At 69.6% G+C, this 25,102-nt stretch carries 22 protein-coding genes, 1 pseudogene and 1 riboswitch; of the genes and pseudogenes, 7 read left to right on the top strand and 16 right to left on the bottom strand.

What is annotated here, in order from left to right; translation table 11 throughout:
- Nucleotides 1-3: 3 nt before the first annotated feature.
- From B1818_RS08510 to B1818_RS08485, 6 genes are all read right to left on the bottom strand, one after another.
- On the bottom strand, nt 4-1,011 hold the full coding sequence (locus tag B1818_RS08510; protein WP_058250453.1) for an oxygenase MpaB family protein: 1,008 nt from the start codon (nt 1,009-1,011) through the stop codon (nt 4-6).
- 99 nt (nt 1,012-1,110) lie between these two features.
- A complete protein-coding gene (locus B1818_RS08505; RefSeq protein ID WP_078112430.1) occupies nt 1,111-1,857 on the bottom strand; it encodes a VOC family protein in 747 nt (248 codons plus the stop codon).
- On the bottom strand, nt 1,854-2,177 hold the full coding sequence (locus B1818_RS08500; protein ID WP_065632031.1) for a hypothetical protein: 324 nt from the start codon (nt 2,175-2,177) through the stop codon (nt 1,854-1,856). Before B1818_RS08500 ends, B1818_RS08505 begins: the two co-directional genes overlap by 4 nt.
- A 36-nt stretch (nt 2,178-2,213) precedes the next feature.
- Nucleotides 2,214-2,435, bottom strand: coding sequence for a DUF3263 domain-containing protein (locus tag B1818_RS08495; RefSeq protein ID WP_065632045.1), 222 nt, complete (start codon nt 2,433-2,435; stop codon nt 2,214-2,216).
- Between the two features lie 200 nt (nt 2,436-2,635).
- Nucleotides 2,636-3,772 (bottom strand): DUF475 domain-containing protein, encoded by a 1,137-nt coding sequence (locus B1818_RS08490; RefSeq protein WP_078112429.1) that lies wholly within the window; start codon nt 3,770-3,772, stop codon nt 2,636-2,638.
- Complete coding sequence (locus tag B1818_RS08485) at nt 3,769-4,050, bottom strand: hypothetical protein (RefSeq protein WP_065632033.1); 282 nt, start codon at nt 4,048-4,050, stop codon at nt 3,769-3,771. The genes B1818_RS08490 and B1818_RS08485 overlap by 4 nt, the downstream gene beginning before the upstream one ends.
- Before the next feature lie 431 nt (nt 4,051-4,481).
- Here B1818_RS08485 and B1818_RS08480 point away from each other — a divergent pair, with 431 nt between their 5' ends.
- On the top strand, nt 4,482-4,826 hold the full coding sequence (locus tag B1818_RS08480; protein ID WP_058250448.1) for an RNA polymerase-binding protein RbpA: 345 nt from the start codon (nt 4,482-4,484) through the stop codon (nt 4,824-4,826).
- A gap of 78 nt (nt 4,827-4,904) precedes the next feature.
- Here B1818_RS08480 and B1818_RS08475 read toward each other — a convergent pair whose 3' ends face one another.
- From B1818_RS08475 to cobN, 5 genes are all read right to left on the bottom strand, one after another.
- Nucleotides 4,905-5,723 (bottom strand): polyprenol monophosphomannose synthase, encoded by an 819-nt coding sequence (locus B1818_RS08475; RefSeq protein ID WP_058250447.1) that lies wholly within the window; start codon nt 5,721-5,723, stop codon nt 4,905-4,907.
- The gene (gene lnt, locus B1818_RS08470; RefSeq protein ID WP_078112428.1) at nt 5,707-7,401 is read right to left on the bottom strand and encodes an apolipoprotein N-acyltransferase; all 1,695 of its coding nucleotides are present in this window, start codon (nt 7,399-7,401) and stop codon (nt 5,707-5,709) included. Before lnt ends, B1818_RS08475 begins: the two co-directional genes overlap by 17 nt.
- Nucleotides 7,398-9,032 (bottom strand): amidohydrolase, encoded by a 1,635-nt coding sequence (locus B1818_RS08465; RefSeq protein WP_078112427.1) that lies wholly within the window; start codon nt 9,030-9,032, stop codon nt 7,398-7,400. Before B1818_RS08465 ends, lnt begins: the two co-directional genes overlap by 4 nt.
- A 108-nt stretch (nt 9,033-9,140) precedes the next feature.
- Nucleotides 9,141-9,650 (bottom strand): FxsA family protein, encoded by a 510-nt coding sequence (locus B1818_RS08460; RefSeq protein ID WP_065632035.1) that lies wholly within the window; start codon nt 9,648-9,650, stop codon nt 9,141-9,143.
- A gap of 144 nt (nt 9,651-9,794) precedes the next feature.
- Entirely contained in the window at nt 9,795-13,526 is a 3,732-nt protein-coding gene (cobN, locus tag B1818_RS08455) for a cobaltochelatase subunit CobN (RefSeq protein WP_078112426.1), read from the bottom strand.
- A 71-nt stretch (nt 13,527-13,597) separates the two neighbouring features.
- Nucleotides 13,598-13,675: riboswitch (cobalamin riboswitch) on the bottom strand.
- A 60-nt stretch (nt 13,676-13,735) separates the two neighbouring features.
- Between cobN and cobG the strand changes: the two genes are divergently transcribed.
- Genes cobG through B1818_RS08440 form a run of 3 tightly spaced genes read left to right on the top strand, consistent with a single transcriptional unit; the run spans nt 13,736 to nt 17,143 of the window.
- Entirely contained in the window at nt 13,736-14,896 is a 1,161-nt protein-coding gene (gene cobG / locus B1818_RS08450) for a precorrin-3B synthase (RefSeq protein ID WP_078112425.1), read from the top strand.
- A 13-nt stretch (nt 14,897-14,909) separates the two neighbouring features.
- Nucleotides 14,910-15,533, top strand: coding sequence for a precorrin-8X methylmutase (locus tag B1818_RS08445; protein WP_078112424.1), 624 nt, complete (start codon nt 14,910-14,912; stop codon nt 15,531-15,533).
- An 11-nt stretch (nt 15,534-15,544) separates the two neighbouring features.
- Nucleotides 15,545-17,143 (top strand): precorrin-2 C(20)-methyltransferase, encoded by a 1,599-nt coding sequence (locus tag B1818_RS08440; RefSeq protein ID WP_249145729.1) that lies wholly within the window; start codon nt 15,545-15,547, stop codon nt 17,141-17,143.
- On the opposite strand, the gene B1818_RS08435 is transcribed toward B1818_RS08440, so the two are convergent.
- Genes B1818_RS08435 through B1818_RS08420 form a run of 4 tightly spaced genes read right to left on the bottom strand, consistent with a single transcriptional unit; the run spans nt 17,096 to nt 20,734 of the window.
- The gene (locus tag B1818_RS08435; RefSeq protein ID WP_254859599.1) at nt 17,096-17,860 is read right to left on the bottom strand and encodes a cobalt-precorrin-6A reductase; all 765 of its coding nucleotides are present in this window, start codon (nt 17,858-17,860) and stop codon (nt 17,096-17,098) included. The two genes, B1818_RS08440 and B1818_RS08435, sit on opposite strands and share 48 nt — an antisense overlap.
- Entirely contained in the window at nt 17,857-18,633 is a 777-nt protein-coding gene (cobM, locus tag B1818_RS08430; RefSeq protein ID WP_078112471.1) for a precorrin-4 C(11)-methyltransferase, read from the bottom strand. Before cobM ends, B1818_RS08435 begins: the two co-directional genes overlap by 4 nt.
- Nucleotides 18,630-19,940 carry a precorrin-6y C5,15-methyltransferase (decarboxylating) subunit CbiE gene (gene cbiE / locus B1818_RS08425; RefSeq protein ID WP_078112470.1) on the bottom strand — a complete coding sequence of 437 codons (1,311 nt, stop codon included), beginning with the start codon at nt 19,938-19,940 and terminating at the stop codon, nt 18,630-18,632. Before cbiE ends, cobM begins: the two co-directional genes overlap by 4 nt.
- Entirely contained in the window at nt 19,937-20,734 is a 798-nt protein-coding gene (locus tag B1818_RS08420; RefSeq protein ID WP_078112422.1) for an SDR family NAD(P)-dependent oxidoreductase, read from the bottom strand. Before B1818_RS08420 ends, cbiE begins: the two co-directional genes overlap by 4 nt.
- 63 nt (nt 20,735-20,797) lie before the next feature.
- Here B1818_RS08420 and B1818_RS08415 point away from each other — a divergent pair, with 63 nt between their 5' ends.
- The 3 genes and pseudogenes from B1818_RS08415 (at nt 20,798) to B1818_RS08410 (ending at nt 23,748) form a co-directional block, all read left to right on the top strand.
- Nucleotides 20,798-21,199 (top strand): PPOX class F420-dependent oxidoreductase, encoded by a 402-nt coding sequence (locus B1818_RS08415; RefSeq protein ID WP_078112421.1) that lies wholly within the window; start codon nt 20,798-20,800, stop codon nt 21,197-21,199.
- A 594-nt stretch (nt 21,200-21,793) separates the two neighbouring features.
- A pseudogene (locus tag B1818_RS24395) lies at nt 21,794-21,972 on the top strand (IS3 family transposase); the annotation flags it as partial.
- 168 nt (nt 21,973-22,140) lie between these two features.
- On the top strand, nt 22,141-23,748 hold the full coding sequence (locus B1818_RS08410) for an HNH endonuclease signature motif containing protein (RefSeq protein ID WP_078112469.1): 1,608 nt from the start codon (nt 22,141-22,143) through the stop codon (nt 23,746-23,748).
- Nucleotides 23,749-23,926: 178 nt separating this feature from the next.
- On the opposite strand, the gene B1818_RS08405 is transcribed toward B1818_RS08410, so the two are convergent.
- Entirely contained in the window at nt 23,927-25,093 is a 1,167-nt protein-coding gene (locus B1818_RS08405) for a Xaa-Pro peptidase family protein (RefSeq protein ID WP_078112420.1), read from the bottom strand.
- Between the last annotated feature and the right edge of the window lie 9 nt (nt 25,094-25,102).

Below are 25,102 nucleotides of genomic sequence, written 5' to 3'. Positions count from 1 at the left end.
CGCTCAGCCCTGGTGCGCCGCACCCTCTTTGGGGTGGTACTGGTAGGCAGCGCTTGCCTTCTCGCGAACCTTCATGGCCTGGATCGCGTCGTGATGACGCCGGGCGTGATAGGCCAGCGGGAAGTACGTCAGCCGCTCCGGCAGGGTGCGGTAGGCGAATCGTAGATTGCGATGAATCCGCTCGAGGTGACGCTGCTCGGCGTCGGACCAGCTCAGGCCCAGGATCTCCCGCACGCGCGGATCCATGACGCCGACGGTGGTCAGGTAGTTGAAGTTCTGGAACGGCACCGACGCGGTGGCAGCGGCCTTCTTCACGGCGGGGCGCAACGCCTTGGGCACCGACTTCGGGACGACGGGCGCGGCGCGCATCTGACCGATCAGTTCCAGCGCGACCGGGTGCCGGACGAGCTTGTTCTCGATGAAATCGTCGAAGTACTCGTCGAACTCCTCGAGGGTCTCGGGGTAGTTCTTCATCGGTACCTGGACGATCTTGGCGATGCGGCGGTTGTCCCGCAGGAGTTCTTTGCGCTCCTCGAGGGTGAAGTGCCGGCCCAACACCAGCGGCGCGGCGGTCTCGATCGTCGGCAGCGCGGTGGCGATCACCCAGGCGTACGCCTCCGGGTTGAGTGCACTGATGTGCTTGCCCTCCGAGTTGCGCATCTGCAGCGGCTGGTGCAGCTTGCGGAGACGCTTGCCCTCCTCGAGAGCCTCCTGACCGCCGTAGGTCCAGCGCAGCACCGAGTCGGCGGAGCGGATCGCACGTCCGACGGGGTCGGTGCGGAAGACCGAGTACTTGTCGACGACATCGCCGATGACGGGGTGCATCACCTGCATCACGAACGCCGCCCCGTTGATCGGGAGGAACGTGTACATGCCGGTGAGCTTGGCGGTCAGCGAGTCCGGCGGGATCAGTTCGATCTCGTCGTCGCGGTGGTTGAGCAGCGGCTCGCCCGCCACGAAGTCACTCGCTGCGGGTTCGGACGCTGTCCGTTCTTCGTGTACCGCGGTCATGGTGCCCCCAACATCGGTCTCGGATACTACTAATTCGACAACATTCGTAGTCAGATTAGCGCAGGCGTTCCCGAAAACCCACCTTTTGTCGGATTTCGGCTACTGAAGCGAGTCGGGTCCGGCGTCGGGGCCGATGACCACGGTCCGCGTGGCGAGTTCGCGGTGGCGAACCGTGAAGATCCGCGTGCCCTTCTTGCGTCCGATGCGGACCTCGCTGAGATCGAGTCCGTCGGCCGTCAGGCGCGCGTGGGTCGTGTCCACATCGGTCGACCGCCATGCCACACCCCAGAGCATGACCGGCGACGACGGCACCGGGTCGGCCGGCGGGCGGGGCGCGGCGACGACCTCGACGATCAAGTCGTCGCGCCGGAAGAACAGCTGACGGGCGTCCTGCCCGATCGGCTGGTCGAGACGGAAATCGAGGCCGAAGGTGCCGGCGAACAGCGCGACGGCGACATCGCGGTTGTCGCAGGTGAAGACCAGATGGTCGAGGCCGGTCAGATCGCCGTCGGCAGCGACTCCGGATTCGTGTCGTTCGGCGATCCCGACCGAACTGGTCTCACCCAGCGCCCCGAGGGCGGTGTCCGCGAGCGGATACCCGCGCCGGCCGAGTAGACGCCGGGACGCGGCGACGTCGTCGACCGTGAAGTACACGTCGTGGGTGTCGGGCTCGCCGGCCGACGGCCGGATCGAGAGGGCGACGTTGCCGAGGTTCACCACTCGCCGGCCGTCGGCGCCCGTACCGACGTCGCGTCCGAGCAACCGCTGGTAGGTCTCGGCGGTCGTCGACGGGTCGTCGCTCGCGAGGTCGACGAGTGCGTGCGGGCCGGCGGGCGGAATCGTCACCGCTTCTTCTTACCCTTCCGACGACGAGCCGGCGCCGGCGGCACCCGTCGATGGATCAGTTGCGCCGAGCTGGTGATATGCCAAGCGCGGCAGGAGCACTCGTAGTAGCGCAGCTCCGGGGCGGTACCGACGAGGTGGCGGCGGAGTCGATCGATGCCCTCACGAGCGTCGGCCGGCGAGGCGAACGGCAGTTTGTCCGGCGTCGGGCAGGCCGGATAGTCGATGCCGGCGTTGCGCCGGCGTCGGGGTTGCTCGCGGAACGCCGTGCGTGCCTCGACATCGCGATAGAACGCTTCGAGATCGTCATCGGAGAAGGGCACCCGTCGATTATCCCCCGGGCCGCGCGCGGGCTGGGATCAGCGGGCCATCCACAGCCGACGGCGGATGACCTGGCGCATGCGGCGAAGCTCCGCAGCGGTCAATCCCGACGGCGGGTCGGTGTCGACGAGGCGGTCGACCTGGGAGAAGAAGTCGCGATCGGTGAGGCCGAACTCCTCGACGATCTGCCGGGAGGAGCCCCCGCCCAGGGAGTACCAGTCCGTCTCGAACTGGATCATCTGCTGCTGTTTGCTGTCCATGAAGACCACCGAATCTGCGTTTTCGACCTGAAACCCGGACCTGTGTCGCGGAGCCACTCGGCTTCGGCTCCTGCGTGACACACGTCACCGACGTCGTCATTTGTACACCTGTCGACCGACAGAAGACAGCAGGCGGCCCAGACTGATTCCAAAGGTCCCGCAGATGTTCACCGCACGTTCGAGGACGGCCGCGGAGAAGCTCAGACGGCCAGTCGATCGCCGGTCCCGGCACGCGCTTCGCGCCGGTTCGCGCGGATGCTGCTGGCGAGCGACGCACTGATGAACGCCACGCCGACGAGCCCCGTGATCACCTCGTTGATCTCGATCTCGATGCTGATCAACAGGATCGCGGCCAGCGCGCCGATGGCCCAGTGCGCACCGTGTTCGAGGTAGCGGTACTCCCCCAGCGTGCCCTTGCGGACAAGGTAGATCGTGATGGACCGCACGAACATCGCGCCGATGAATCCGAGCCCCAACGCGATGATGATCGGGTCGGAGGTGATGGCGAAGGCGCCGATCACCCCGTCGAAGGAGAACGACGCGTCCAGGAGCTCGAGATAGAGGAAAAGGAAGAACCCGGCCTTGCCGGTGGCCACGGTGACCGGGTGCGGACCGGAGCCGTTCGATCCGGACCTGTGTGATTCGGGCCCGTCTGATTCCGGCTCGTCCGATTCCGGCTCGGCCATGAACAGCGAGCTGAGCCCGTCGACGGTGATGTAGGTGACCATGCCCAGGATTCCGGCGATCAGGACGGTCGCGCGGCTCTCGTCCGGCGCCAGGAGCTCGGCGGTGAGAACCAGCGCCAGGGCGGCCAGTACGACCGCGAGCTGGTCGAGCTTGCCGAGCGTGGCGAGCGGCTTCTCGAGCCACGTGAGCCAGGTCTGCGGGCGCTCGGTGAGCACGAAGTTGAGGAACAGGAGCAGGAGGAACATGCCGCCGAACGCCGCGATCTGCGGGTGGGCCTCGGTGAGGATCGTCTCGTAGCTGGGTTGACCGTCGGCGAAATGCGTCTGCCCTTCGGGCGGCGGGTTCATCGCCAGGTCGAGCGCCTCGACGGGGTTGAGACCTCCGGTGATCCACACGATGACCAGCGGGAACAGGAGACGCATGCCGAACACGGCGATGAGCACGCCGACGGTGAGGAACATCTTCTGCCAGAACGCGCTCATCCGTTCGAGGATCGTCGCGTTGATGACCGCGTTGTCGAACGACAGGGACACCTCGAGCACGCCGAGGATGGCGCACAGGGCGAGGCCGGTCCAGCCGAGGTAGAGGTAGGCGACAACCAGCGCCACGAGCGTGACGACGAGCGAGGGCGCGAAGATGCGCGCGGTCACCGCAGCTTCTCGGCTTCCCGCGCGAGTTCGAGCAGCGTGTCGGTGAGGTCGGCCAGTACGTCGTGTTCGGCACCTTCGGCCACCGCGGTGCCGAGGTCCTCCGCGGCGCACCGCAGCGCGAACATCCGGTCGCCGAAGTCGGCGGCCTCCGCCGAGGAGAGGATCACCGCGTCGTCGGGAATGGATGTGCCCTCGAGCAGCGTTCTCTGCTCGTAGGCACGCTGCCTGCACGATCGCTTGCAGTACTTCCGCCGACGCCCCATCTCGGAGTCCACCATCGTGCGGCCGCACCAGGCGCAGGCGTACGGCCGACGCCGACGTGATGCGCCCGTTTGTACGCCGTGCGTAGTGCCTGGTTCCACACCGAGACCGTACCGCTGTCACGACTGGCCCCGCTCGCTGCGCTCCCGGCGGCACACACACACTCGCCCCGCTCGCTGCGCTCCCGGCGGCGCACACACACTCGCCCCGCTCGCTGCGCTCCCGGCGGCGCACACACACTCGCCCCGCTCGCTGCGCTCCCGGCGGCGGCCCCGCCGAGCGGGTTGGACAACACGGGTCGTCGCCGGTGGCGAACCCACGCAGGAATGCGCGTAGAATATTCCTGTTGACGACCCGAAAGTCGTGCGCAGCGTTGCGCGCGAACCTGGAATGCAACAGAGATCTCCCGGCAGACCGGGAGATCCGACGAAGTTGAGAGGAACCCTTCATGGCAGATCGAGTACTTCGGGGTAGCCGCCTCGGCGCGGTGAGCTACGAGACCGATCGTGACCACGACCTCGCGCCACGACGCATCGTCCAGTACCGCACCGACAACGGCGAGATCTTCGACGTGCCGTTCGCCGACGACGCGGAGGTCCCGTCGAAGTGGCCGTGCAAGAACGGCATGGAAGGCACGATCCTCGAGGGCGCCGAGCCCGAGGAGAAGAAGACCAAGCCGCCGCGTACGCACTGGGACATGCTGCTCGAGCGACGCAGCGAGGAAGAGCTCGAAGTGCTGCTCAACGAGCGCCTCGACCTGCTCAAGCAGCGGCGCAAGGGCATCACCAACTGACACCCGCGGGCGCCCGACGCACGAGACCGAACAGACCCGGCAGGACATCCTGCCGGGTCTGTTCGTCTGCTCAGCGAATCATCGCGTCCGGACGAGTCCCCAGCGCTCGAGGCGGCTCTGGACTCCCCAGCGGGCAACCATCGTGAACGCCTCGGACATCACGCCGCCGCTCATCTTGGACACCCCGATCTCACGTTCGGTGAAGGTGATCGGTACCTCCCGGACGTCGAAGCCGGCACGCACCGTGCGCCACGCCAGGTCGATCTGGAAGCAGTAACCCGCGGACTCGACGGTGTCGAGTTGGATCTTCTCCAGCACGATGCGGCGATAGGCGCGGAACCCGGCGGTGATGTCGTGGACGCCCGCACCGAGGGCCAGACGGGCGTAGGTGTTGGCCCCGCGGGAGAGGAACTCCCGGCGCTTGGGCCAGTTCACCAGCTTGCCGCCCGGGACGTAGCGGGACCCGATCACGAGATCCGCGCCGTCGTTGACGGCGTCGAACAGGCGGTGCAGCTGCTCAGGCGCGTGGCTGCCGTCCGCGTCCATCTCGACGATGACCGCATAGTCGCGGTCGAGTCCCCACGCGAAGCCGGCGAGGTACGCCTTGCCCAGGCCATCCTTATCGACGCGGTGCATGACATGGACCCGGGTCGCCGCGTCGGCGCGAGCAAGGTCGTCGGCGACATCGCCCGTGCCGTCCGGGCTCGAGTCGTCGACCACGAGGACATGCGCCCCTGGCAGCACGTCCTGTAGACGTCCGATGATGAGCGGCAGGTTGTCGCGCTCGTTGAACGTCGGCACGACGACGAGTGCGCCCGTGCCGTCGGCGCCGACCACGCGTTGCGGCGCGTCGTCGGGCCGCCGCTGCCCTGCCGTGGCGTCAATCCCCGATGCCATCGAGCTCCTTCGTGTCACCGGTCGCCCGTGCGGCGACCCTGCGTGGCCTGAGTGAGAACCTAGTACGCGAGCGCAGCGCAAACAAAAGCCCGGCCACCGCGGCGATGATCGCGACCACCTCCGGCCAGGGGCCCAGGCGGGTCGCGAGGGTCATGTCCTCATGGAGTGGCAGACGCCCGGTCAGCACGTCCGCGGTGAATATGCCGGACTGTTGGCTGATGGATCCATCCGGCTCGATGACGGCGCTCACCCCACTGGTGGCCGCGACGACCACGGACCGCCCGTGTTCGACGGCCCGGACCTGTGACATGGCCAACTGCTGATACGTCATCTCGGTCCGGCCGAAGGTCGCGTTGTTGGTGGGCACGAACAGCATCTGCGCGCCGTCCCGGACGGATTGCCGAGCGGCCCGATCGAAGGCGACCTCCCAGCAGGTCGCGACACCGACGGTCACCGTCCCCGAGCGACCGGGCACATCGACCACCGTGGGTCCGGTGCCGGGGCGGAAGTCTCCGGCCATGTCCGCATACGACGAGAACAGGCGGAAGAACGGCCGCCACGGGAGGTATTCGCCGAACGGCTGGACGATGTGCTTGTCGTAGCGGTCGACCGGGCCCTGCGCGCCGTCCCAGACCAGGACCGAATTGGTGGGTCGGCCATCGGGGTTGCGGATGAGCGTGCCGACCAGGATCGGCGCGTCGACGGCCTCGGAGGCCGCGGTGATCCCGGCGGCCGCGTCTGCGTTGTCCAGCGGCGAGATGTCCGAGGCGTTCTCCGGCCACAGGACGAAGTCGGGCTGCTCGGTCTGCCCGGTGTCGATCGCCCGGCCGTAGGACATCGTGGTGCGGACATGATTGTCGAGGACAGCGCGCCGCTGGGCGTTGAAATCCAGACCCAGTCGCGGGACATTGCCCTGGATGGCACCGATCCGGGCCGAGGACGTCGCGATGTTGCGGTCGAGGCTGGCGGGGGTCGCCGCGATGGCCGCGATCGGTGCGAGCAGCGCGATGGCCACCGCGGCGGTCGCGATGCGCACCACGCCCGAGGAACGTTCGGTGGACGGCCCCGGGCCGTCGGCGTGCTCGGGGTCGGAGGCGGTCGTCGTGCGCCGGTACGCCCGGGTGAGGATCACGAGCAGCCAGGCGACCGCGGAGCCGAACAGCGCGACACCGGCCGACAGCCCCGGAGCGCCGAGAACCGCGGCCAGCGGCAGCAGCGGCCCGTCGACCTGACTGAATGCGGTTCTCCCCCAGGGGAACCCGCCGAACGGGAAGGCGGAACGGAGCGCTTCGACGAGCACCCAGGACAACGTGAACCACACCGGGGGCACCGGAAGCCGCATCGTCAGGGTGGCGATCGCGCCGAACAGCGCGAGGTAGACGGCGAGCACCGCGGCCAGGGCGAGCCACGGGAGCGGACCGACGTAGACGCCGATCCACGGCAACAGCGGCACGAAGAACGCCAGCCCGAAGACGAAGCCGATCCACCCGCCGGTGCGCACCCGGGGCGACCCGACGAAGAGTGCGGCGAACAACAGGCCGAGGCCGAGGACCGCGAGGAACCACCAGTTGCGCGGTGGGAACGCGGCCCACATCGCGACACCCGCGGCGGCGGCGGTCCCGGTACGTGCGAGCCAGGACGCTGAGATCCGGGATCGGGAGACCCGCGGGGGACTCACCCGGCGTCCCGGTCGTACAGGGTCCGGCCCCGGTGCACGGTGCGTACGCAGCGCGGCAGCGCGGCCCCCGGTGAGACGTCCGGCAGCGCCGGCACCCGCGACCGCGGATCGGTCGACCAGCGCTGGACCTTCTCGTGGGACCCGGCGACGACGAGCTCGTCGACCTCCCACACCGCGTAACTCGCCGGGGCCCCGGGCGTCAGGGTCCCGGTGACACCGTCGTTGACTCCCCCGGCCCGCCAGCCGCCGCGGGTCGTCGCGGCGAACGCGCCGCGCGCCGAGATCGCGTTGGTCGGCTGATGATGGTGCACGGCGGCCCGGATGGTCGACCACGGGTCGATGGCCGTCACCGGCGCGTCTGACGAGAACGCCAGGGCGACACCGGTTTTGGCCAGCATCGCGAAGTCGTTGAGGGTGGCCGCGCGGCTCGCCCCGAGACGGGCGTCGTACAGGTCGCCGGGACCGCCCCATTCGGCGTCGAACAACGGTTGCATGCTGGCGATGACGCCGCAGCGGGCGAGGACCTCGGCATCGGCGGCGGTGACCATCTCGGCGTGCTCGAGCCGGTGCGCACAGCGTGCGAGCGCGGGCGTGCCGAGTTCGTCGGCGAGTTCGGCGAGTGCGCTGACGACGACGCCGGTCGCGGCATCGCCGATGACGTGGAAGCCCGCCTGGATGCCCGCGATCGTGCAGGCGCGCAGGTGATCGCGGATCGCCTCGGCGTCGAGGTAGCTGATGCCGCTGGTGTGCGGATCGTCGGTGTAGGGCTCCGAGAGCCACGCGGTGTGGGAGCCGATGGCACCGTCGATGAACAGGTCACCGCCCAGGGCGTCGGCCCGGGTGATCGACATCAGTTCGCGGGCGTGGTCGGCGTCGGTGACGGCCTGGCCCCAGTAGCGCCGGATCTCGACGGGATGGTCGAGTTCGGCGAGCGCGAGGAAGTCGTCCATGCCGCTGATGTCCGGTCCGCCGTTCTCGTGCACGGCCACCACCCCGTGGGCGGCGGCCCCGTCGAGCGCACGGCGTTGTGCACGTTCACGATGCGCCGCGGTGACCAGCAGGCGGGCCGCGCCGCGGACGAGATGGTGGGCCTCGGCGACCAGCGGCTCCTCCGGGTGATAGCCGACGGCGTCGGCCAGGTCCGGGATCAGGCGTCGCAGCGCGGTGGACGCCACCGCGGAGTGCTCGTCGATCCGGGCGAGGTACACCGGCCTGGTCCCGACGACGGCGTCGAGCTCGGTGGTCGTCGGGAAGCGACCGTCGTCGGGTTCGGCGCCCGCCCAGGTCGAGTCGTCCCAGCCGAGACCCCAGATGAGGTCGCCTTTGTCATGGGCGGATTCGGCGGCCACGGCCTTCTCCACCAGCCGCAGGCAGTGCGTGCGGCTCGACGCCTCGTTCAGGGTGAGGCCGTCGAGTCCGAGCCCGGTGGACGTCAGGTGGACGTGGGAGTCCACGAACCCGGGACTGACGAAGTGTCCGGCGAGGTCGATGACCTCGGCGTCGGGATGGAGTGCGCGGCCGACGTCGTCGGTCCCGACCCAGACGACGATTCCGTCGGTCACGGCCATCGCGGTCGCGTCGGGGGCGGCCGGCGAGTACACGGCGCCGCCGAGAAGCAGTTGGGTTGCCACGATCGTTCAGTGTGCCTTGCCGTCGGAGGAGGGTGGCGAGCGGTCCGGATGCGTACGTGTCGGCGGCGCGGGCGGCGTGGTGCCGACCGTCGGCTGATCAGGACCTGTTCAGCGGCCCTGCGGTAGGCCCCGGGTGTGCGGCGGCGCCGACGGCGACCCCGGCTCGGACGTGTCGGACTCCACGACGGAACCCTCGACGACGGTCGCGCCACGTCCTGCGCCGTAGACACCGGTGGCATACATCCCGGCCCGGTCCATCGCGGTCGCCACACGGCGGGCACCCACCGCGGCGACGGCCGGACGCATCACCCGACGGGTGGGCGGGAACAGCAGCAGGGTCCCGGCCACGGTCGACACGACGCCCGGGACGACCAAAAGGATGGTCGACACGGCGACGAGCGCGGTGTCGGCCAGCGGGGCGCGGGCGTCGACCTCGTTTCTCGACGCGCGGCGCAGCTCGTCGAAGACCTTGCCGCCCTGCCAGCGCAGGACGACAAATCCGAGGACCACGGCGGCGAGGCTGATCAACACCGCCCAGCCGAATCCGAGGGTCATGACCATCGCGACGAACGCGGCGATCTCCAGCACGGCGTAGGCCGCGAACCAGCGGAGAGCCATGATGCTTCACCTGTCCTTCGGTGCCCTTCGGCACCCGTTGACGTCAGGGTCTGCGTGGACAACGAACGACGACGCGGTTTTGTCCCGGGGGGTGGTTTCGACAAGCTCAACCAGCGGTGGGCGGCTCAACCAGCGGTGGGCGGCTCAGCCGGCAGAGGCGTCCTCGCCGCGGCCCTCGATGTCGCCCTCGGTCTGGAGGTAGACGGTGCGGAGGGCGTCGAGGAGCTCGGCCGGCGGTTCGCGCCACATGTCGCGTTCGACGGCCTCGAGGAGACGTTCGGCGATGCCGTGCAACGCCCAGGGGTTGGACTGCTGCATGAACTGCTGGTTCGTCTCGTCGAGGACATAGGACTCGGTGAGCTTCTCGTACATCCAGTCGGCGACGACGTCGGTAGTGGCGTCGTAACCGAAGAGATAGTCGACGGTGGCAGCCATCTCGAAGGCCCCCTTGTATCCGTGGCGCTGCATGGCCGAGATCCAGCGCGGGTTGACGACGCGGGCGCGGAACACCCGGCTGGTCTCCTCCGACAGCGTGCGGGTGCGGACGGAGTCGGGGCGGGTGCTGTCGCCGATGTAGGCCTCCGGCGAGGAACCAGTCAAAGCGCGAACGGTCGCGACCATGCCGCCGTGGTACTGGAAGTAGTCGTCGGAGTCGGCGATGTCGTGTTCGCGGGTGTCGGTGTTCTTGGCCGCCACGGCGATCCGCTTGTACGCGGCGCGCATGTCGTCGACCGCGGGCACCCCGTCGAGGTCGCGTCCGTAGGCGTAACCGCCCCACTCGGTGTAGACGCGGGCCAGGTCCTCATCGCTGCGCCAGTCCCGTGAGTCGATGAGTTGCAGGATGCCGGCGCCGTAGGTGCCGGGCTTGGAACCGAAGACACGTGTCACGGCCCGACGCCGGTCGCCGTGCTCGGACATCGCGGCGCGCACGTGTGCCGCGACGAAGTTCTGCTCGTCGGACTCGTCGTCAGCGGCCGCGGCGAGCGCGACCGCGTCGTCGAGCATCGTGACGACGTGCGGGAAGGCATCCCGGAAGAAGCCGGAGATGCGGACGGTGACATCGATGCGGGGACGTCCGAGTTCCTCGAGGCCGATGAGCTCGAGCGAGGAGACCCGCCGCGACATCTCGTCCCACACCGGCATGACCCCGAGCAGCGCGAGCACCTCGGCGACGTCGTCACCCGAGGTGCGCATGGCGCTGGTCCCCCACACCGACAGCCCCACCGACGCCGGGTATTCGCCGTGGTCGGTCAGGTAGCGCTCGAGCAGAGAGTCGGCCATCGCGCGGCCGGTCTCCCACGCCAGCCGCGAGGGCACGGCCTTCGGGTCGACCGAGTAGAAGTTGCGTCCGGTCGGCAGCACGTTGATCAGCCCGCGCAGCGGTGACCCGCTCGGTCCGGCCGGGATGAACCCGCCGTCCAAGGCGTGCAGCACCCGCGGGACCTCGCCGGTCGTCTGACGCAGGCGCGGGACGACCTCGGTCGCCGCGAAGGTGAGCACATCCCCGACCGCGCTGGGCAGTCCCGCGGTGGCCGCGGCAACCGCTTCGGTCGACCAGTCGTCCTTCGCGCAGGCGGCGACGAGTTCGCGGGCCTGCGCCTCGACGGCGTCGACGGAACCGCGCTCGGCCGAGCCGTCTTCGACGAGTCCGAGGGCCTCGCGCAGGCCGGGCAGGGCCGACGTGCCGCCCCAGAGCTGGCGCGCACGCAGCATGGCGAGGACCAGGTCGACCTCGGCGTCGTCGCGCGGGGGCTCGCCGAGCACGTGCAGCCCGTCACGGATCTGCACGTCCTTGATCTCGCACAGCCACCCGTCGACGTGCAGCAGCATGTCGTCGAAGACCTCTTCGTCGGGCCGTTCGGTGAGCCCGAGATCGGAGTCCATCTTCGCCGCGGTCAGCAGTGTCCAGATCTGCTGGCGGATCGCGGGCAGCTTCGCCGGGTCGAGGGCGGAGATGTTGGCGTGCTCGTCGAGAAGCTGTTCCAGCCGGGCGATGTCGCCGTAGGACTCGGCGCGTGCCATCGGCGGGATCAGATGGTCGACGAGAACCGCATGAGCGCGGCGCTTGGCCTGCGTCCCCTCGCCCGGGTCGTTCACCAGGAACGGGTAGACGAGCGGGAGGTCGCCGAGGGCGGCGTCGGTCCCGCAGTCCGCCGACATGCCGAGGTTCTTACCGGGCAGCCACTCCAGGTTGCCGTGTTTGCCGACATGCACGATGGCGTCGGCGCCGAAGCCGTTGTCGTGCGCCGCGATCCACCGGTACGAGGCCAGATAGTGGTGCGACGGCGGCAGATCCGGATCGTGGTAGATCGCGACCGGGTTCTCGCCGAACCCGCGCGGCGGCTGCACCATGATCGCGATGTTGCCGAAGGTCAATGCCGCGATGACGATGTCGCCGTCGGGATTGTGCGTGCGGTCGACGAACAGGTCGCCCGGAGCGGGTCCCCAGTGCTCGGTGACCGCCGCGCGCAGTCCTTCGGGCAGGGTGTCGAACCACGACCGGTAGTCGCGCGCGGACAGGCGGATCGGGTTGGCGGCGAGGGTCTCCTCGGTCAGCCAGTCGGCATCCTGACCACCGGTGGCGATGATCTGGTGGATCAGCGCATCTGAATCATCGTCGGCGAGACCGGGGATCGCGTCCGGGCCGGCCTCCGGGCCGATGTCGTAGCCGGCATCGCGCATCGCGGCGAGAAGGCGCAGCAGGCTGCGCGGGGTGTCGAGACCGACGGCGTTGCCGATCCGCGCGTGCTTGGTCGGGTAGGCCGACAGCATGACCGCGATCCGCTTGTCGGCGGCCGGGGTCCGACGCAACCGGGCGTGCGCGGTGGCGATCCCCGCCACCCGTGCGCAGCGCTCGAGATCCGGCTGGTACCAGGGCAATCCGTCGTCGTCGAACTCCTTGAAGGAGAACGGCACGGTGATGATGCGGCCGTCGAACTCGGGCACCGCCACCTGGGTGGCGACGTCGAGTGGCGACAGGCCGTCATCACTGTCCTCCCAGTCCGCGCGGGACCCGGTGAGGCAGAGACCCTGCAGGATCGGGATGTCGATGGCGGCGAGACGTTCGATGTTCCACGCCTCGTCGTCGCCGCCGGCCGATGCGGTGGCCGGGGTGGCGCCGCCGGCGGCCAGCACCGTGACCACGAGGGCGTCGGCGGTACCGAGCAGTTCGAGGAGGTCGTCGGGCGCAGTCCGCAGCGAGGCGCAGAAGATCGGCAGCGCACGGGCCCCGCAGTCCTCGATCGCATCGCACAGCGCGGCGATGTACCGCGTGTTGCCCGCCAGGTGCTGGGCGCGGTAGTAGAGAACCGCGATGGTTGGGGCGTCGGCGGGCCCTTCGTGGCTCGTCGCTAGCGCTCCTCGCACCTCAGGGAGCAGAGAAGGTTCGGCTTCCGCTCCTCGCACCTCAGGGAGCAGAGAAGGCGTCCGTTCCAGGACGCCCCACGCGGGCGTCTGCTGCGGGAGTTCGAACCCGTTGCCGGTCAGCAGGACGGTGTCGGACAGGAAGTGGTGCAGATTCACGAGGTTGGCGACGCTGCCCGCGGCGAGATAGTCGTGGGCCTGGGCGGCGACGCCGGAGGGCACCGTGGAGTGCGCCATCAGATCGGGGTCGGGCTGCTGCTCACCGGAACAGACGACGAGCGGCTTGCCGGTCGCCTCGACCGCAGCCAGCCCGTCCTCCCAGGCGCGTACGCCGCCCAGGATGCGCACGACGATGAGGTCGGCGTCGGCGGCGAGACGCGGGATGTCCTCGATCAGGATGCGAGAGGGATTCGCGCCGCGGTAGGACACCGACGCGTCGGGCGACGCGTTGCCCTCGTCGGCCGCCGAGGCCGTGAGCAGGTCGGTGTCCGAGGTCGAGAGCAGCAGGATCATCGTGTCTCCTCGCCGGGTTGTCGCGCCCGGTGCGTGTCGGTGCCGTGGGTGGCGGGTGCAGTGCGAGGGTCTGGTCTGACTTCCGGATGTCCGGCCGATGCCGACCCCCGGTCACAGTGGCGCGACCGCGCCGGAATCGCACCGGCTTCAGCCCGCTCGCGGTGCGTTCAGCCTACGGCCACCGCGCCCGCCGGTCGTAGGCTGGTGGGATGAATCAGCGAGCCCGGGCCGCCACCGACCGTTGCCCAGGCGTCTTCGACACGCACCCGGCGGCCGACGGCGCGTTGGCCCGTGTCCGGCTGCCGGGCGGACGGATCCGTCCGGACCAGCTGGAGATGCTCGCCCGGGCCGCCGCCGACCACGCCGACGGGCACCTGGAGCTGACGGTGCGCGGCAACCTCCAGCTGCGCGGGATCACCGACGTCGAAGCCGTCGCGCAGGCCGTCGTCGCCGCCGGGCTCGCGCCGAGCAGCAGCCACGACAAGGTGCGCAACATCGAGCTCAGCCCCCTGACCGGCCGCATCGGCGGCGTCGCCGATGCGCGTCCGCTCGCCGCGGCCCTCGACGACGCCCTGCGGGCCGACCCGGCCGCGGCCACCCTATCCGGCCGGTTCCTGTTCGGCATCGACGACGGGCGCGGTGACATCGCCGGACGACGACCCGACGCGTGCGCGGTGATCCGGGGCGGCACTCCCCTGGCCGCGGATGTGCTCACCGGCGGGACGGCCGTCGGATCGGCCACCGGTACGGAGGCGATCGTGCGCGCGCTCATCGCGGTGGCCGCGGGTCTGGGCGAGGTCTCGCCCGGCGCCTGGCGGGTCCGCGACCTCGACGACGACTCCCGGCGCCGGCTCGCGGAACTCATCGCCCCGACGCTGGATCCCGTCATCGGGGCCGACCCGGACGCGGCACCGGTCGCCTCGGAGGAACCGATCGTCGGCTGGTTCGACCAGGACGACGGCGCGGTGCTGCTCGGCGCGGTCGTCGAACTCGGACGCTTGCCGGCCCGGCTGGCGGAATTCATCGCGGCCGTGCAGGCGCCGGTCGTGTTCACCCCCGACCGCGAGATCCTCCTGTGCGACCTCGGCGAAGGCGTGGCCGAGACCGTCGTCCGCGTGCTCGCACCGATGGGTCTGATCTTCGACGCCGCTTCGCCATGGGCCCAGGTCAGCTGCTGCGTCGGAGCCCCGGGTTGCTCGTCCGCGCATGCGCCGGTCCGGGACGACCTGGTGACCCGGGTGCAGGACGGCGACCCCGTCGAGGAGCGTGAACACTGGGTGGGCTGCGCCCGTGGCTGCGGGTCGCCGGCCGAATCGCACCTGTCGGTGCAGGCCACGCCCGACGGCGGATACGAACGGCGGCGCCGTTAGGCTCGTTCCCACCATGACCGAGTACCTGCGTGACGGCGCCGCGATCTACCGCCAGTCCTTCGCCACGATCCGCGCCGAGTCCGACCTCTCCGCGTTCGCGCCCGACGTCGCGACCGTTGTCGTCCGCATGATCCACGCGTGCGGCCAGACCGACCTGACGCACGACGTGGTCGCGACGCCCGGCGTCGTGGCCGCCGCACGCAGTGCACTCGAGGCCGGCGCCCCGATCCTCTGCGACGCCAACATGGTGGCGTCCGGCATCACGCGCAAGCGTCTCCCCGCGGACAACGAGGTGCTCTGCCACCTGTCCGAACCCACCCTCCCGGCCCTCGCCGAGAAGATGGGAACCACGAGGACCGCTGCGGCACTGGAGTTCTGGCGGCCGCGCCTGGAAGGTGCCGTGGTCGCGATCGGCAACGCGCCGACCGCACTGTTCGCGCTCCTGGACATGATCGACGACGGCGCACCGCGTCCCGCCGCCGTCGTCGGGGCACCCGTCGGTTTCGTCGGCGCGGTCGAATCCTGCGCGGCACTGGCCGAACGCGACGACCTCGAATTCATCACGGTCACGGGCCGGCGCGGCGGGTCGGCGATCACCGCGGCCGCGGTCAACGCGCTCGCGACCCCGCAGGAATGATGGTGGATCACATGAACTCTGACAGCACCGCGGCCGGACAGAAGTCAGGGCCGGGCACGCTCTACGGCATCGGACTCGGCCCGGGTGACAGCGAGCTGATGACCGTCAAGGCCGCCCGCCTGATCAGCACCGCGGACGTGATCGCGTATCACTCTGCGCGACACGGCAACAGCATCGCGCGATCGGTGGCCGCACCCTACCTGCGTGACGGCCAGACCGAGGAACGTCTCATGTACCCGGTCACCACCGAGACGACCGACCACCCCGGCGGGTATCAGGGCGCGCTCGACGACTTCTACGCCGAGAGTGCCGAACGTCTCGCGGTGCACCTGCGCGCGGGTCGCGATGTCGTCCTGCTCGCCGAGGGCGATCCACTTTTCTACAGCTCTTATATGCACATGCACAAACGCCTGGCTTCGCACTTCGACGCCGAGATCGTGCCCGGCGTCACCTCGGTCAGCGCGGCGTCCGCGGCGACCGGGGTCCCGCTCGTCGAGGGCGAGGAGACGCTGACCGTCGTGCCCGGCACCGCGTCGACCTCGGAGCTGCTCTTCCGTTTCCGGTCCGCGGACGCGATCGTGGTCATGAAACTCGGTCGGACCTTCGAGCGGGTGCGCGACGCCCTCCGCGAGGCCGGGCGTCTCGACGAGGCCTTCTACGTCGAACGCGCGTCGACGACCGTCGAGCGGGTGTTGCCGGCCGCCGACGTGAATCCCGCAGAGGTGCCGTACTTCTCGATCCTCGTCGTCCCGGGACGCCGCAACAACCCGATGTTCGAACCGGAGCCCGTCCCGGGTGAGCTCGTCGTCGTGGGGCTCGGACCGGGTCACGACAGCTGGACCACCCCGGAGGTCCGCGCGGAGCTGGCCACGGCCACCGACCTCGTCGGTTACACCACCTATCTCAAGCGCGTCACCCCGCGGCCGGGGCAGCGAGTACACGCCAGCGACAACCGGGTCGAGGCCGAGCGGGCCGAGTTCGCGCTCGACCTCGCTCGACGCGGCGCTCGCGTCGTCGTCGTCTCGTCCGGTGATCCCGGCGTCTTCGCGATGGCCGCCGCGGTCGCCGAGGTCGCCGCACAGCCCCGGTGGCACGAGGTGCCCGTCCGTGTGGTGCCCGGCGTCACGGCGGCGACCGCGGTCGCCGCTGCCGTGGGAGCGCCCCTCGGGCATGACTTCGCGATCATCTCGCTCTCCGACCGGTTGAAGCCGTGGTCGGTCATCGAACGGCGCATCCGAGCCGCACTCGGCGCCGACCTGGTGATCGCCATCTACAACCCGGGCTCGGCGAGCCGCACCTGGCAGGTCGGGGCCCTCAAACACACTCTCTCGCAGACGGTGTCGCCCGATCGCGTCGTCATCCTCGGACGGGACGTCGGTGGTCCGGAGCAGCAACTCACCACGACCACGGTCGCGGACTTCGATCCCGCGGTCGTCGACATGCGCACGATGATCATCATCGGGTCGTCGGCCACAAGGGTCGCGCCGCGCGCGGCCGGAACGTTGGTGTTCACACCGCGCAGTCACCACCCGGTCGACAGCGACGATCACACCGCCGATCAGTCAGCCGAACAGCTCCTCGAGCCAGTTCCGGGCGGCACCGACATCTGAGACGACCGGCGTGTCGGGTTCGGCGGGCCGGTCGACCATGATGACCGCGATCCCGAGTTCGGCCGCGGCCGCCAGCTTGGCCGAGGTCAGCGTTCCGCCGCTGTTCTTCGTGACCAGCAGATCGATGTCGTTGTTCCGCAGCAGGTCTCGCTCCGACCGGTGGTCATAGGGACCCCGCGAGCGCAGCACCTCGTGATGCGGCGGAAGCGCTCCGGTCGGGGCGTCGACGACCCGGATCAGGAACCACGCCGAATCAATCCCCGCGAAGACACCGACGTCCTGGCGCCCGGTGGTCAGGAAGACGCGTCCGCCGCGGGCGGCCACCTCCCGCGCGGCGGCGGGGAGGTCGGGCACGCGTGTCCACGTGTCGGTATCGCCGGGCACCCACGGATCGCGACGCAGGCGCAGCAGCGGCAGACCCGCGTCGGCGGTGGCTCGCGCCGCATTGCGGGTGATGGTCGCGGCAAACGGATGGGTCGCGTCGACCACTGCCTGAATACGGTTGCTCTGCAACCACTCCCGGAGTCCATCGGATCCGCCGAACCCGCCGATGCGCACCGGCCCGACCGGTAGACGGGGGTGTTTCACCCGGCCGGCGAGGGAACTGATGAACGCGATGTCGGTGTCGGCGAGGGTCGAGGCGAGCGCTCGCGCCTCCCCGGTCCCGCCGAGGATCAGGACGTGCGGGACAGGATCCGGCGGGATCTGTTCGGTCACGGCGGCGGGTGGCGATCAGCGCGGAGTTTGGTCATCCGCGCATGCGAGTACAGATAGCTGTCGGTGACGTCCGACCGGCGCGGGCCGAGCACGTGGCCGACGAAGATGACCGCGGTCCTCCGGATGTCGGCGGCGTCGAGGGCCTCGGGCAACCGGTTGAGCGGACACCGCACGATCTGCTCGTTCTCCCGACTGGCGAAAGCGACTGTGGCGGTGGGGCAGTCATCGCCGTAGTGCGGGCTGAGCGCCGCCACGATCTCCTCGGCCCGATGGGCTGCGAGATGCAGCGCAAGTGTCACCCCCGTCCGGGCCAGGGTCGCGAGGTCCTCCCCCGGCGGCATGTCCGTCGACAGGGTGGAGACCCTCGTGATCAGCAGGCTCTGGCCGACACCGGGGATGGTGAGTTCGGTGTCGAGTGCCGCCGCGGCAGCCGCGAACGCCGGGACACCGGGCACGATCTCGTGATCGATTCCGCGCGCGGTCAGCTCACGCTGCTGCTCGGACATCGCTGAGTACACGGAGAGGTCACCGGAGTGGAGGCGCGCCACGTCGTGCCCCTTGCCGACGGCCGCCGCGATGACATCGATGATGTCCGACAGCGGCATCTGGGCGGTGTCGATCAGTTCGGCACCGTCGGGACACAGGTCGAGCAGTTCCGGGGGCACCAGAGACCCGGCGTAGACGCAGGTCTGGCACTCCCCCAGCAGCCGCGCTCCGCGCACCGTGATGAGATCGGGCGAACCCGGGCCGGCCCCGATGAAGTAGACGGTCAACGGAGCGCCTCCGTCGAATCCGCGGCGGCAGCGTGGGGTGCCGTCTTCGCGACGGCCCACTGCACGATCGGCAGCGCAGGGCGCCAGGTGTGCATCGTGCCGAGCGGTGCCACGGTTTCGACCGACAGGCGTCGTAGCGCACCGCCGTGTCGGGCGTGCCAGTGCGTGACGAGCGTCTGGTTCTCCACGGTCACCGCGTTCGCGACGAGCCGCCCCGAGTCCGGCAGAGTCGCCCAGACGAGCGAGAGGATCTCCTCGTCCAGTCCGCCACCGATGAAGACGACATCCGGCTGCGGCGCGTCGGACAGGTCGTCGGGAGCCGGGCCCCGCACCGACAGCCGATGCGCCACCCCGTGTCGGGCGGCGTTGCGCCGCAAACGATCAGCACGATCGGGATCGCGTTCGAAGGCGACGGCCACTCCCCGGTCGTCCGCGCGCAACCACTCGATCGTCACACTGCCCGACCCGGCCCCGATGTCCCAGAGGACCTGCGCGCCGGCCGGTTCCAACGCGCACACGGAGAGGGCGCGGATCGTCGACTTGGTGATCTGGCCGTCGTGTTCGTAGGTGTCGTCCGGCCGCCCCGGGAGCCGGGACCGGCGCGGTCCGACGCAGTCGAGGGCGACGATGTTGAGCGGGTCCCCGGCCCGGCGGCGCCAGGTCTCGGCCGTACCGGTGGCGATCTGTTCGGCCGGCCCACCGAGTTGCTCGAGGACGGTCATCGTCGACGCGCCGAAACCGGCGTCGACCAGGATGCCGGCGAGTGCGGCGGGTGTGGTCTCGTCGCGGCTCAAGACCAGTACGCGAGCCCCATCGGTGACCTCGCCGATCACCACGCCCGGCTCGGCGCGCACCGCACTGACGATCCGGGTCGTGGCGAGGTCCCAGCCCAGACGCGCACAGGCGAGGCTCGCGCTCGACACGGCCGGATACACCCGTACCCGGTCGACACCGACACGCGCGATGATGCTCGCACCGACGCCGTGGAACATCGGGTCGCCGCTGGCCAGGATGTGAATCGTGCCCGGGTGAACGGCGTCCGTGTCCTCGCTCTCGACCACTTCTGCGAGGTGTTCCGACATCGGCGACCGCCACGGTCGCAGTTCGGCGTCCAGTTCGGGCACCGCGCCGTCGAGCAGCGCCAACTGCCGCGCAGCGCCGTAGATCACGCGGGCGCGGCGAAGTTCGTCGCGGACGGTCTCGCCCAGACCGGACCAACCGTCGGCGCCGATCCCGACCACCACGAACTCCGATGGGACGAGCTCGGACGGGACAGACGACGTGACTTCGGTGTCCGGAGACGTCATCGGGGAAGTCTCCGCCACACGGCACGCGGCAGCAGTCGCATCCCGAAGAACAACGGACGCAACGTCCCCGGAATCCAGACCTCACCGCGGCCCTTGCGATAGGCGTGGGCCACCGCGGCGGCGACCTGCTCGGCATCCCGCGACAGCGGGGCCGGCTTCACCCCCGACGCCATCAGGTCGCGGGTCATCGCGCCGATCACGAAGCCCGGGCGGGCCAGCAGCAGACGAGCGCCGGTGCCGTGCAGCGCATCCGCGAGTCCGCTCGCGAATCCGTCGAGGCCCGCCTTGGTCGATCCGTAGACGTAGTTGGCGCGGCGCACCCGGACACCGGCGACCGAGGAGAAGACGATGATGGTCCCGGAGCCCTGCGCGCGCAACACCGACGCGAGCGGGGTGAGCACGCTGATGTGGGCGTAGTAGTCGGTGTGGGCGATCTGAAGTGCATGCGCCACATCGGTTTCGGCGCGGGCCTGGTCGCCGAGGATGCCGAACGCGATGATCGCGATCCCGATCGGACCGTGTCGCTGCGCCAACGACTCGACGAGCGTTGGGTGGCTGTCGGTGTCGTTCGCGTCGAGGGCGACGGTGTGTACCTCGGTTGCACCGGCGTCGAGCAGTCGTGCGGACTCGGCCGCGAGGTCGTCGGGACGGCGGGCCGCCAGGACGACGGTCCGCCCGGATGCGAGGCGCGCCGCGGTGGCGACGCCGATCTCGCTGCGGCCGCCGAACAGCACGAGGGCACCGGACGGGTCGGTGTCCGGACGCGCTGATGCCCCTCTGCTGCGTGACGCCATGGCTGCCAGTATCGCATCGGCCCCGCGACCGACCGTGTGCGGCGTCGCGGCTAGTTTGGTGTCATGCCTCGTACCGCCGCCGATCTCGGGCCCGATGCGCTCGCCTTCCTCGTCGAACGCCACCTCGGGACCCTCACCACGCTGCGTGCCGACGGCACCCCCCACGCCGTGGCCGTCGGCTTCACCTGGGATCCCGACGCCGGCCTGGCGAGGGTCATCACCTCGGACGGCAATCAGAAGGTTCGCAATACCGAGCGGGGTGGCTACGCGGCCGTCACCAACGTCGACGGCCCGCGGTGGCTGACCCTGGAGGGACCCGCGACGGTGAGTCGTGAGCCCGAGCGCGTGCGCGAGGCTGAGCAGCGCTACGCGCAGCGATACCGGGAGCCCAGGCCGAACCCACGCCGCGTCGTGATCGAGATCAGCGTGAGTCGGGTGCTCGGCTCGGCGTCGCTGTTCAGCTAGTGCCCACGTGTGAAGTCGGACGCTGCTTGACGTGGGCGCTGGCGTCGTCAGCAGGTTCGGTCCGGTTCATCGCATAGTCATCAAGGCCGGCCGGAACTTCCCGAACGGTGACGCGCTCCCCACGCTGGTGTGACCGGCGATCTGCGACATCGAGGACAACCGGCTCGGGGACCGACGGGGACCTGACCCCAGATCTCGGACACGTTGAATCCGGCAACGAGCTGGAGGAAGCGAGTCGATCGAGGTACGGCTCGACGACACGAGTGAGAGCGGTTTCGTCAGGACGCGGGTGGACTTGTACGAGTCGACCCCCGAGGCCACGGTGCGTGGTATCGCCGCCGATCTCGGTGGAGCGCGGCACGCTGCGTCACTGGCTCGACCGCTACGGCACTGACCCGCAAGACCGTTGGCGGTCGAGTATTTCGTCGGGGAGACGAACTGGTGAGCCGCTTCGGCGTTTGTCGCCGAACCGGCTCGACACCTACCCGGTGAGGTGGCAATGCCAACTCCTCACGATCGCGTGCTCGTCGTTCACGGGTGGCGGAAGGCAGCCCCCGCGCGGGCAGCGCGGACGGAAGCTGATCATGCTATGCGTGGTCGGACTTGCTGAGCCGCGACTTCGCCGCTTGCGCCCCGAATCGGGCGTGTGTCGGAGACATCGCGTATCTGCCGATCGCTGACGGCACCACCCTGTATGAGCCACGATGACCGACTGCTACTCCCGACCGCCGTCCGGGTGGGCGGTGGTCGATCACATGCGCATCGACCTAGTCGGGTCAACGCTCGGCATCGGGGTTTCTCCCTATATCACGAGGCACCGACAACTTGCTCTCGCCGAATAGCGTTGAATGACATAGCTTTTGAGATTGACGCGCGTCCATTTTGATGTACACTCGAACGTACATTCGCAGCAACGGCAACGGTTCTCAGGGGAGGTGACCATGTCTGATGAATCCGCGACGCCGCAACCGCGTGCCGTCGAACTGGTGGCCGACCTCCACCGCATCCTCGACGAACTGCAGACCGTGGACCTGGCGCCGTGTACCGATACCGAGTTGGCGGATGTGGCGGCCGACACCGAGAAAGCGATCGCACGGTTGACCGTGGCCGGTGACCGGCAGATCGATCAGGTCGAGGCCCGCGACCTGCCCCGCAAAGCAGGCTGTCGGACACTCATGCAGTACATGACCCACCGGCTGCGGGTCTCCAACCCGATGCGGCGTCGTAAGCAGATGGATGCCACCGCCACCCGCACCAGCCTCGGCGGCGAGGTCCTACCACCTGAACATCCGTGCCTCGCTGAAGCGTTCGCCGCGGGTGCGGTCGGCTCCGCGCACGTGCAGGCCGCCTTGGACGTCCTCGACCGCATCCCAGTCGCCATCAACCACGACATCAAGGTCGCCGCCGAACGGCAGATGGCCGAGATCGCCGCCGACCACACACCTGCCGACATCACCCAACTCGGTGCCCGGCTACTGGCCCATCTCGACCCCGACGGCACCCTCGCCGACGATTCGGAACGCAAGAGGCGCCGCGGCCTGTGGATCGGTCGGCAACGAGCCGATGGCACCGCCACCATCTCCGGCACCGTCACACCCGAACTCCACGCCCGACTGTCGATGATGTTCGCGGTCTGGGGCAAACCCGGACTTAACAACCCCGACGACCCGCAGTCTCCGTCCGGGCCCGCCGGCACCGCCGACCCCGACGCCCTGACCGCCGCCGCCGACCGCGACGGACGCACCCCCGCCCAGACCAATCACGACGCCCTCGATGCCGCGCTGGCCGCCGGTTTCGCCGACGGGACTCTCGGCACCTCGCATCGTGGGCTGCCGGTGCAGCTGATCATCAAGGCCGACCTCGGTGATCTGATTCGTGAAGCCGGCCTCGCGACCACTGCCACCGGCACCCTGCTGCCCATCCCGGACCTGATCGCGATGGCCGCCGACATCCAGCCGTGGTTGGCGATCTTCAAAGACCACACCACCGTGCCGCTGCACTTCGGCAGGGGGAAACGTCTCGCCACGCGCGAACAACGCCTCGTCTCCTTCGCCCGCCCTGACGGTGAAGTGTGCTCGGCACCCGGGTGTGACCAGCCCGCCACCCACGTCGAACTCCACCACGCCCAAAGGGACTGGGCGAAGGGTGGTCTCACTAACATTGACGACCTCGCCCCCGCCTGCCCACGCCACAACCGCATGGTCGGCGACAAGCCCGGTCAATACACCACCCGCATCGCTCGGTCCGGACCCGACGAAGGTCGCTGCGTGTGGCGGTTGAACGCCGAACCCGGCGCGCCACCCAACCCCGACCGCCTCAACCGTCGACCCGACATACCCCGACGGTTCGCACACCACCTGAACACCGTGCGCGAGCAGATCCACGGACCACCACCCCGGCCCGGCGATCACCCACGCCCAGACGGCCACACCCACATCGACGCACGCCGCTCATGGGCGACAATCAGCCACGTCATCGATGTCCGACCACCCCGACCCAAGCCCTCCGTCGTCGAAGCGTTCCTCGCCGAGCTTCTCGCCACCCGCTAGTTCGCGTCCATAGATCAAACTCGCGATCAGCGAACTTCGACTCGCCCGATGGACCTCGATCGAAGTCCAGCAGCCGAAATGACGTTCAACGGTCGGACAGGCGTGCCCGCCTCCCGGCGTCAGAGCGATGTCGTTGTCGTACGAGATGAACCGACGACGCGCGGCAGCAGTGTGAGTCCTACAGCCGGACGAGGTCGTGCGGGCGGTTGTTCAGCGACTCGCAGCCGTCATCGGTCACGACGACGATGTCCTCGATGCGGGCACCCCAGTGTCCGGACACGTAGACCCCCGGCTCGACGCTGAACGCCATGCCCGGGCGCAACGGAATGTCGTTGCCGCCGACGATGTACGGCTCCTCGTGTACCGACAGCCCGATCCCGTGACCGGTCCGGTGGATGAACCGATCGGCCAGGCCGCGCTCCGCGAGGAGATCACGCGCCGCCGCGTCGATCGAGGACGCGCTCACCCCCGGCCGGACGGCGGCCACCGCCGCGCGTTGGGCCTCGAGCAGAGCGGCGTAGGCGTCGGCGATCTCGGCGGGCGGATCGTCGAAGCAGTAGGTGCGCGTGGAATCGGAGTTGTAGCCCGGCTCGACCGGGCCGCCGATGTCGATCACGACGATGTCGGACCGCTCGATGACCCGGTCGGAGAACTCGTGATGGGGATCGGCTCCATTCGGTCCCGACCCGACGATGATGAAAGCCGCCTCGGTGTGTCCCTCCTCGAGGATCGCGGCGGCGATGTCGGCGGCCACCTCGCGTTCGGTGCGGCCGGGGATCAGCCAGTCCCCCATCCGCGCGTGCACCCGGTCGATCGCGGCACCCGCGCGGCGGAGCGCGTCGACCTCCGCGGCGTCTTTGATCATTCGTAGTTCGCGGAGCACCTCGGTCGCCAATTGCGGTGTGGCGCCGGTGTGTCGGGCCAGCGGGATGGCGTGGAGGGCGGGCATGGAGTCGGACACCGCGATCCGCGGCTGCGACGGCAATCCGGCCAATGCGAGAGCGTGGGCGTCGTCGCCGTCGACCCAGTCGGCCACCTCGATGTCGAGATCGCCGACCGCGGAGGACGACAGCGACGGGACCTCGAGCCGCGCGATCACCAGTCGGGGATCACCGGTAGCGGGGATCACCAGCGCCGTGAGCCGTTCGAAGGTCTCCGCCCGGGAACCGATCAGGTAACGCAGGTCCGGCCCGGGGGCGACGACCAGCGCGTCCAACTCCGCGGCGCGGGTGAGTTCGGCGGCGCGGCGGACCCGGTCGCGATACACCTGCGCCTCGAAGAGCGGCCCGGCTCCGATCCCCTCGCCCGCCGTCGCGACCCGTGTTGCCCCGCTCCCAGATGCCATGCGACGAAC

Origin of the sequence: Gordonia sp. IITR100 (assembly GCF_002009645.1) — a bacterium.
Taxonomy (GTDB): Bacteria; Actinomycetota; Actinomycetes; order Mycobacteriales; family Mycobacteriaceae; genus Gordonia; species Gordonia hongkongensis.
This window is presented reverse-complemented; position numbering and strand designations above follow the sequence as displayed.